Below are 7,818 nucleotides of genomic sequence, written 5' to 3'. Positions count from 1 at the left end.
CCCCGCCGTGGCCGAGGACGCCCGCCTGCTCCGAAGGTCGATGTGGTCGCCGCTGGTGATCGCTGCAACGGGATTTGCGGCAGGCATGGTATCGCCGGGGATCGGCCTTGTCGCCATGGTCGTCGTGACGCCATTCGTACTGCTACTGGTGAACCGGATCGGCAATCGGCCTGCCGGACCGGCGCCAGCGGAACAGGCGTGACCGAGATTCCCGCCACCCGGCGCGGCTACCGCCCGGCCCACCACTCGGCATAGGGCGTGTTCTCGACCTTGTGGCGGTTCCAGTCGGAGGCGCCGTCGTCCCACCATGGCTCGCCGCGTTCGCCCAGTGCCACTTTCGCCGCCTGCACTGCGTCGCGGGCCTGCCGCACCGCCGCTTCGTCGCCTGCGCGCTGGCCCGCGCCGACCGCGCGGCGGGCGTCCATCAGGGCTTTCACCAGTTCGGCGCGGCGCTCGTCGGTGAGGTCGGGGCGGGCGGCGCGCCACAGTACGCCCTTGACCACGATGTAGCGGTCGTCTGGCGTGCGTGGCGGTGCGGTCACGCCGGTTCGAGGAGGCGGAGTGCCTGCGCGCGGGCTTCGTCGGTGATCTCCGCGCCCGAGAGCATCCGCGCGATCTCCTCGCGGCGTTCGTCGGTGGAGAGGGGCCGCACGCCGGTGCGGGTGACGGTGCCGTCGTGGCGCTTGGCGATCAGCAGGTGGCGGTTGCCGCGCGCGGCGACCTGCGGGCTGTGCGTCACCACCAGCAATTGCTTGGCGGTGGCGAGGCGGGCGAGCCGCTCGCCGATCGCCGAGGCGACCGCGCCGCCGACCCCGCGATCGATCTCGTCGAAGATCATCGTCGCCGCCCCGCCCTCTTCGGCCAGCGCGACCTTCAAGGCGAGGATAAAACGCGACAACTCGCCGCCGGACGCGATCTTGGCGAGCGGGGCAAAGGGTGCGCCGGGGTTGGTCGCGATCTCGAACTCCACCCGGTCGCGGCCCGATGCCGACCATTGGCCTTCGTCGAGGCTGGCGACGACGCTGCGGAACTTCGCCGACCCCAGTTTGAGCGGGTCGAGCTCGCCCGCCACCGCCTTGTCGAGTCGTTTCGCGGCGGCGACGCGGGCATTGCCGACGCGGTCGGCGCGTTTCACATAGGTTTCGCGCGCCTGCGCGACCCGCGTCTCAAGCTTGCCGATCCCGGCCTCGCCCGATTCGAGCAGCGCGAGGCGTGCGGCGAGATCGCCGGCGAGGACGGCCAGATCGTCGGGCTGGACGCGGTGCTTGCGCGCGGCACCACGCAGCGCGAACAGCCGGGCCTCGTCCTCCTCCAGTGCGCCTGCGTCATAGGCGAGCGCGTCGCTCGCCTCGCGCAGCGCGGTGGCGGCGGCCTCCGCCTCGATCAGCGCGCGGTCGACGGCGGCGAGCGATTCGCCAAGCGCGGGATGCGCGTCGGCGATGCGTTCGAGGCCGCGCGCCGCTTGCCGGAGGACCGAAAGCGCGCCCTGTGCTCCCTCCAGCCGGTCGTCGACCTGGCTGAGATCGCCCGCGACCTTTTCGGCGCGCTGCATGTCGCGGCGGCGTTCGGCCAGCGTCGCCTCCTCGCCCGATTCGGGGGCCAGCGCGGTGAGTTCGGCGACGGCGTGTTCGAGCCAGTCGCGGTCGCGCTGCGCCACCTCGATCTCGGCGCGGGCGGCGGCGAGCGCGGCGTCGGCGGCGCGCCAGTCGCGATAGGCCTGCACGACGGGGGCGACGTCGATCCGGCCGAAGCCATCGAGCAGCGCGCGGTGGCCGCGTGGGTTGAGCAGGCCGCGATCGTCGTGCTGGCCATGGATTTCGACCAGATGGGGGGCAAGATCGCGCAGCAGCCCGGCCGAGGCCGGCTGGTCGTTGACGAAGGCGCGGCTGCCGCCATCGGCCTTGACGATGCGGCGGATGATGAGCGGCTCGCCGGGTTCGAGGTCGAGGCCGTTGTCGTCGAACAGCTTGGCGACCGGGCCGCCGGGCGCGGGGACGGCGAAGGTGGCGGTGACGGCGGCCTGTTTGGCACCATGGCGGACCAGCGCGGTATCGCCGCGCCCGCCGAGCGCGAGGCCCAGCGCATCGAGCAGGATCGACTTGCCCGCCCCGGTTTCGCCGGTCAGCACGCCAAGGCCGTGCGCGAAATCGAGGTCGAGTGCCTCGATCAGCACCACGTCGCGGATGGAAAGGGCAATCAGCATCGCGCCGCCACCCTTACGCCAAGAACAGGCCAAGAACAAATGGCTTTGCGCGGATCAGGGTGCGATCGGTCGATGTTGTGGTCGGCGGCGGGATCGTCATCGGTATCGAGGTCCGACCCGAACTTCGGCCGGATGTCGGTTGGTGGCACCTCCCCTCCCTGGAAGGGAGGGGGCGGGGGNCCCCCGGCCCGCGAGGGAACCTACGCGCTCCACAACCGGCCTACCCACCCCCAACCCCTCCCTTGTCAGGGAGGGGAGCAGGTTGTGCCTGCATTCCGGCGAAGGCCAGCACGAGGTGCGACGAGAACCGCTTGAGGACCCGTCCTCCCCCAAGCCGTCGTCAGTTGCCGCTGGTGGGTCCGTTGGGCGAGGGGGTGCTGGCCGGTGGCGTCGCGGGCGGGGTGGTGGTGCCGACCGGCGGGGCGATCGTCGCATCGGGGGCATCGCCCGGTTCGACCGTTACCGTGCCCTTGAGCGGCGGGGGCGGCGGGGCGGTGCGGATCGGGATCGGCTTGGGCGGCGGCGGGGTCTTGTCGCCGATCAGGTCATAGGCGCGCTGATACCAGTCGGTGCCGGGATAGTTGGCGCCGAGCACGGCGGCCGACTTCTTGGCTTCGCCGGGGACGCCCAGCGCGAGATAGGTTTCGGTGAGGCGCATCAGTGCCTCGGGCGCATGGGTCGTCGTCTGATACTGGTCGACCACCGAGCGGAAGCGCACCTGCGCGGCGAGCCACTGGCCACGCTGCTGATAGAAGCGGCCGATCTCCATTTCCTTGCCCGCCAAGTGATCTCGCACGAGGTCGAGCTTGAGCCGGGCATCGGCGGCGTAGGGCGTGGAGGGATAGCGGCGCGAGAGTTCGCCGAGCGAATCCATCGCCTGCATCGTGATCTTCTGGTCGCGGGTCACGTCGCTGATCTGTTCGTAATAGCTTAGCGCGATGAGATAATAGGCATAGGGCGCGTCGCGGTTGCCGGGGTGGACCGACAGGAAGCGCTGCGCGCCGGCGATCGCCTTGGTATAGTCGGCGTCGAGATAATAGCTGAACGCGCCCATCAACTGCGCGCGGCGCGCCCAGACCGAATAGGGATGCTGACGCTCGACCTCGTCGAACAGCGCGGCGGCCACCTTGTACTGGCGGCGGTCGAGCCGGCTCTTGGCGGCGGTGTAGAGCGTGCCCACGTCGCGCGCGACATAGGGCAGGTCGCGCCCGGCGCCGGCGCCGCCCCGGGCACAGCCCGACAGGCCGGCACCGGCGATGGCGACGAGGACGAGCGCGGAGGCGCGGAACGGAACGATACGCATGGGCTAGGCTTCTACTGCGCAAGGGGTAGCGCGAACAGTCCCTTTCGCGCATGGGGCACAGCGACCCATAGCCCCCCTGAAAAGGACGAAATCCGTGCCCGTCACCAAGCTGGAAATGCACCGCGTCGAAAAGCCCTGGGGGCGTCACAAGCTGGGCTTCGGCTTCGCCGACCAGCCCGAAGGGGCCGATCCGGTCGGCGAGATCTGGTACAAGACGCCGGGCGACGACACCCCCGACCTGCTGGTCAAATATCTGTTCACGTCCGAAAAACTGTCGGTGCAGGTCCATCCCGACGACGCGCAGGCGCATGCCCGCGGCCTGCCGCGCGGCAAGGACGAATGCTGGACGCTGCTGGCCGCCGAACCCGATTCGACGATCGCGCTGGGCACCCTCGAACCGATGACCGCCGAGCAGTTGAAGGACGCCGCGCTCGACGGGTCGATCGAGCACAAGCTCGACTGGAAGCCGGTGAAGCCGGGCGATTTCTTCTACGCCAAGTCGGGCACGGTCCATGCGATCGGCGCGGGGATCACGCTGATCGAGATCCAGCAGAATTCCGAAACGACCTATCGCCTGTACGATTATGGCCGGCCGCGCGAGCTGCACCTCGACGACGGGGTCGCGGTGTCCGACGCGCGGCCGTTCGTCGCGCCGCCCGCGCCGGGCAGGATCTCGGCGGATCGCGCCATCCTGGTCGACGGGCCGAAGTTCGTGCTGGAGCGGTGGAGCGGCGGCGATCGCACCGTGACCGTGCCGGCGGGGACGAAGGGCTGGTTCGTGCCGGTGACGGGGTCGGGCGAGGCCGACGGTACGGCGTGGGCGGCGGGCGACTGCCTGATCTTCGAGGGCGAAGTATCGGTAAGGATTGGCGAAGATGCCGATCTGTTGTTCGCCTATCCGGGCGAGCATTACGCCTGACTTCAAAATGAACGGGGTGTAGTTTTCCGTTCACGCAACCTGTCCGGGGGACGCGCCGTTCTTGCTGCCATCATCCATTGTGTTGGAGCGAGAACGATGCGTACCCCGATCCTTGCCGCGCTGGTCGCGGCCGTGACCCTGCCGGTGCTGGGCGCGGCCCCGGCGATGGCGCAGACGCCGCGTCAGGAATATCGCGAGGACGTGCGCGATGCGCGGCGCGATTATCGCCGCGACGTCCGCCGGGCGGATTCGCCGCGCGACGTGCGCGAGGCGCGTCGCGAGTATCGTGACGACGTGCGCGATGCCCGCCGTGACCTGCGCGACGACCGGCGTGATGGCCAACGCGACTGGCGCCAGTATCGCAACTACAACTACAACCGGTTCGAAGGCGGACAGAACCGTTATTTCGCCGACCGCTATTACCGCGACGGCCGCTATTACCAGCCGCGTCCGCTGTCGCGCAACGACCGGGTCTATCGCGGGCAGAACGGCCGCTATTACTGCCGGCGCAGCGACGGGACGACCGGCCTCATCATCGGCGGTCTGGGCGGCGGCGTCCTCGGCAACGTGATCGCGGGTGGTGATTCGCGGCTGCTCGGTACGCTGCTCGGCGGTGCGGGCGGGGCATTGCTCGGCCGGTCGGTCGATCGCCAGCAGGTGGTGTGCCGCTGATGTGCGATCCGGTGTAACCGGATCGGGCGGTGCCGGCCCGCTCCCCCTCCCCACCACCCACAGCGTATCCTGACTAGGTGGCGGGGAGGGGGAGCGGGCCGGCACCGCAGCCGCGTGAGCGGCTCAACCCTAAAGGCTTTCCGGGGCGGCTTTGCGCCGCCCCGGCAAACCGCCGACGACATAGACCGCGAGGCCTGCCCAGATCAGCGCGAAACAGGCCATGCGGACCGGGGTCAGCACCTCGCCGAACACGGTGATCGCCAAGGCGAACTGGATCGAGGGGGCGAGGAACTGCAACATGCCCATCGTCGCGAGGCGCAGGCGGCGCGCGGCGGCGGCGAACAGCAGCAGCGGCGCGGTCGTCACCGCGCCCGCCAGCACCAGCAGACCGGCCATGCCCCGACCCGATTCGAACGCCAGCGGTTCGCCGTGCCCGAGCCACAGTAGATAGCCGAGCGCGACCGGCGCGAGCAGCGTCGTCTCCACCATCAGCCCTTCGAGTGCGCCGACCGACACCGTCTTGCGGATCAGGCCGTAGAGCGCGAAGCTGACCGCGAGGCTAAGGCTGATGCCGAGTGCCGCCAGCGACGATCCGGCGGCGAACAGCGCGACGCCAGCCCCGGCCAGCGCGATCGCCACCGCCTGTACCCGGTTCATCCGTTCGCCGAGCAGCAGGACACCGAGAAGGACGTTGAGCAGCGGATTGAGGAAATAGGCGAGGCTGGCCGCCAGCACCTGTCCGTGCAGCACCGCCCAGACATAGACCAGCCAGTTGATCGCGATGAAGCCGGCGCTGGCGATGAGGTTGAGCAGCGCGCGGCGGTCGGCGAAGGCGTGGCGGAGGGCCGCGCCGCGCCGGGTGGCGACGACCAGCGCCGCAACGAGCAGCGCCGACCACAGCACGCGCTGCGCGACGATCTCGCCCGCGTCGATCGGTCCCAGCAGCCTGAAATACAGGGGCAGCAGGCCCCACAGCACATAGGCGCCGACGCCGAACGCCAGCCCGCGCCGGTCCGCGCCTTCGGTCATAGGATCAGATCAGACCGCCGGTCAGGAACAGGCGCAGGCCGCTGACGAGCAGGATCACGAGGTTGAGATTGCGTCCCGAGGTCCGCGACGACAACAGCCCGACGACGAAGCCGACCAGCGCGATCGGGAACACGATCCAGTTGAGCAGCGAGATGACCGGAAGCAGCGCGGGAATGGCGAAGACCAGCGCGATGAGGCCGATGACGATCGAGACGATGTTCAACATGTCCCGGACATGGTCACTTTCGCGCCCGAGGGCAATGGCGCGGGCGTGTTTTCCCGGCCATGACGACCCGGTCGACGCGATCTTAATCCTTCGGGATCAAGGTGCCGCGTCCTGTCCGGGAGCTTGCCGTCGATGATCCGCCCTGCCCTGTTCGTTCCGGCCCTGCTGCTGCTTGCAGGGTGCGGCGGTACGAAAGACGCGAACCCCAATCTCGACACGCTCGACGCCGAACTGACCCAGGCGAACGCGGCCGACCCGGCGGTGACGGCGGCGCTTCAGGACCAGATCATGGTCGATCCGACGCTGGCGGCGCAGGCCAATGGCGATGCGGTGCGGCCGCCCGACCGGCCCTATGCGGCGCCGATCCCCGCGCCCACCGTCGCGGCGGGCAGCAGCGCGTCGAACGAAACGCTGCAATCGGCGCCGGCGGCGGGCGATTGCCCGTCGTGCAAGGGCGGGCGCGAGGCGTTGACGCTGGGCGAACTGGCGGCCGTGCAGCGCGGTGGTAGCAAGCAATGCGCGGCCAAGGTCGGCTATTCGGCCGGATGGGCGACGCGGCTGCCCGCCACCTTCGCGCTGCATCCCGACGCGCGGGTGACGGAAGCGGCGGGGACCGATGCCGATGGCTGCCGGCTGCGCATCGTCAGCTTCGTGATCGCGCAGCCGATCGGGCGGGTGGTCGACTGGTATTACACCCGCGCCAAGGGGGGCGGCTATTCGACCGAGCATCAGGCCGAGGGCGAGCAGCATGTGCTGGGCGGCACGCGGGGGCCGGCGGCCTATGCGGTGTTCCTGTCGCCCGAGGGGCGCGGCACGTCGGTCGATCTGGTCGTCGACGGCGGCTGATCTTTACGTCGGCCGCTCGCCTCCCCATGTCGTTTCGCAGGGGGAACTTATGCTGACGACGACTGCCGCCTTCGCCATTGGTCTGCTGGTGCTGCTTCGCTGGCCGGGGCTGCCGATCGCCGGGTGGCTGGCAGCGTTGCTGGTCGTGCCGGTCACGCGGTTCCTGAACGGGTTGACGATCGGTCACTGGCTGCTGGCGCTGATGCTGTCGGCCGGGGTCGGGGCGGTGGCATGGATGGGCGGCGACATGATTATCGTGTCGGCGCTGGCCAGCCCGGAGATCCTCGCCTTCCTCACGATGGTCGATACCGCCGCGCTGATCGAGGCTACGCTGGCGGCGGTGGCGCTGGCGGGGGCGGCACGGGGGCTGTCGCTGCGCCATTGGATCGGCCGGCGGTTCGGCGTGCGCCGGCTCCGCGCGCGGCGGACGCGGCGGGTGGCGCGCAAGGCCGCCGCCAATGATGATGACCCGGCGGGGGCGGACGGGGTTCGATCCAGCGACCTTGCAACGAACGTCATCCCCGCGAAGACCGGGATCTCGTGGGGCGAGTGCACGACGAGAGCCGCTTGAGGCTCCAGCCTTCGCCGGGGCGACGGTCCCGGTTAGGCGGATGAAGTCC

The 7,818-nt window shown here is 70.0% G+C and carries 9 protein-coding genes and 1 pseudogene; 5 read left to right on the top strand and 5 right to left on the bottom strand.

Translation table 11 applies throughout. The features are described 5' to 3' along the window. A pseudogene (locus tag ASE78_RS19515) lies at positions 1–202 on the top strand (hypothetical protein); the annotation flags it as partial. 25 nt (positions 203–227) lie between these two features. Here ASE78_RS19515 and ASE78_RS08175 read toward each other — a convergent pair. The 3 genes from ASE78_RS08175 to ASE78_RS08165 form a co-directional block, all read right to left on the bottom strand. After that, the gene (locus ASE78_RS08175; protein ID WP_056495604.1) at positions 228–542 is read right to left on the bottom strand and encodes a hypothetical protein; all 315 of its coding nucleotides are present in this window, start codon (positions 540–542) and stop codon (positions 228–230) included. After that, positions 539–2,203 carry a DNA repair protein RecN gene (recN, locus tag ASE78_RS08170; protein WP_056495602.1) on the bottom strand — a complete coding sequence of 555 codons (1,665 nt, stop codon included), beginning with the start codon at positions 2,201–2,203 and terminating at the stop codon, positions 539–541. Before recN ends, ASE78_RS08175 begins: the two co-directional genes overlap by 4 nt. A 340-nt stretch (positions 2,204–2,543) precedes the next feature. Beyond that, complete coding sequence (locus tag ASE78_RS08165) at positions 2,544–3,506, bottom strand: outer membrane protein assembly factor BamD (protein ID WP_055761270.1); 963 nt, start codon at positions 3,504–3,506, stop codon at positions 2,544–2,546. A gap of 94 nt (positions 3,507–3,600) precedes the next feature. Between ASE78_RS08165 and ASE78_RS08160 the strand changes: the two genes are divergently transcribed. Next, positions 3,601–4,425, top strand: coding sequence for a class I mannose-6-phosphate isomerase (locus ASE78_RS08160; protein WP_082467081.1), 825 nt, complete (start codon positions 3,601–3,603; stop codon positions 4,423–4,425). 96 nt (positions 4,426–4,521) lie between these two features. After that, a complete protein-coding gene (locus ASE78_RS08155; RefSeq protein ID WP_056495599.1) occupies positions 4,522–5,097 on the top strand; it encodes a glycine zipper 2TM domain-containing protein in 576 nt (191 codons plus the stop codon). 129 nt (positions 5,098–5,226) lie between these two features. Here ASE78_RS08155 and rarD read toward each other — a convergent pair whose 3' ends face one another. Then, positions 5,227–6,126: an EamA family transporter RarD gene (rarD, locus tag ASE78_RS08150; protein WP_056495596.1), complete on the bottom strand. Its 900-nt coding sequence runs from the start codon at positions 6,124–6,126 to the stop codon at positions 5,227–5,229. Positions 6,127–6,130: 4 nt separating this feature from the next. Next, positions 6,131–6,352: a hypothetical protein gene (locus ASE78_RS08145; RefSeq protein ID WP_055761280.1), complete on the bottom strand. Its 222-nt coding sequence runs from the start codon at positions 6,350–6,352 to the stop codon at positions 6,131–6,133. 132 nt (positions 6,353–6,484) lie between these two features. Between ASE78_RS08145 and ASE78_RS08140 the strand changes: the two genes are divergently transcribed. After that, positions 6,485–7,198 (top strand): hypothetical protein, encoded by a 714-nt coding sequence (locus ASE78_RS08140; RefSeq protein WP_056495594.1) that lies wholly within the window; start codon positions 6,485–6,487, stop codon positions 7,196–7,198. A 49-nt stretch (positions 7,199–7,247) separates the two neighbouring features. Then, positions 7,248–7,769, top strand: coding sequence for a hypothetical protein (locus ASE78_RS08135; RefSeq protein WP_056495591.1), 522 nt, complete (start codon positions 7,248–7,250; stop codon positions 7,767–7,769). The last annotated feature ends 49 nt before the right edge of the window (positions 7,770–7,818 follow it).

Source organism: Sphingomonas sp. Leaf25 (assembly GCF_001421635.1).
GTDB lineage: Bacteria > Pseudomonadota > Alphaproteobacteria > Sphingomonadales > Sphingomonadaceae > Sphingomonas.
Note: the sequence above shows the minus strand (reverse complement) of the source record. Positions and strands in the feature narration are given on the sequence as shown.

What these genes read in the sequence shown, in the direction of transcription:
- recN (WP_056495602.1), bottom strand. Translation starts at nt 2,203, where the DNA reads ATGCTGATTGCCCTTTCCATCCGCGACGTGGTGCTGATCGAGGCACTC.
- ASE78_RS08165 (WP_055761270.1), bottom strand. Translation starts at nt 3,506, where the DNA reads ATGCGTATCGTTCCGTTCCGCGCCTCCGCGCTCGTCCTCGTCGCCATC.
- ASE78_RS08155 (WP_056495599.1), top strand. Translation starts at nt 4,522, where the DNA reads ATGCGTACCCCGATCCTTGCCGCGCTGGTCGCGGCCGTGACCCTGCCG.
- rarD (WP_056495596.1), bottom strand. Translation starts at nt 6,126, where the DNA reads ATGACCGAAGGCGCGGACCGGCGCGGGCTGGCGTTCGGCGTCGGCGCC.
- ASE78_RS08145 (WP_055761280.1), bottom strand. Translation starts at nt 6,352, where the DNA reads ATGTTGAACATCGTCTCGATCGTCATCGGCCTCATCGCGCTGGTCTTC.
- ASE78_RS08140 (WP_056495594.1), top strand. Translation starts at nt 6,485, where the DNA reads ATGATCCGCCCTGCCCTGTTCGTTCCGGCCCTGCTGCTGCTTGCAGGG.
- ASE78_RS08135 (WP_056495591.1), top strand. Translation starts at nt 7,248, where the DNA reads ATGCTGACGACGACTGCCGCCTTCGCCATTGGTCTGCTGGTGCTGCTT.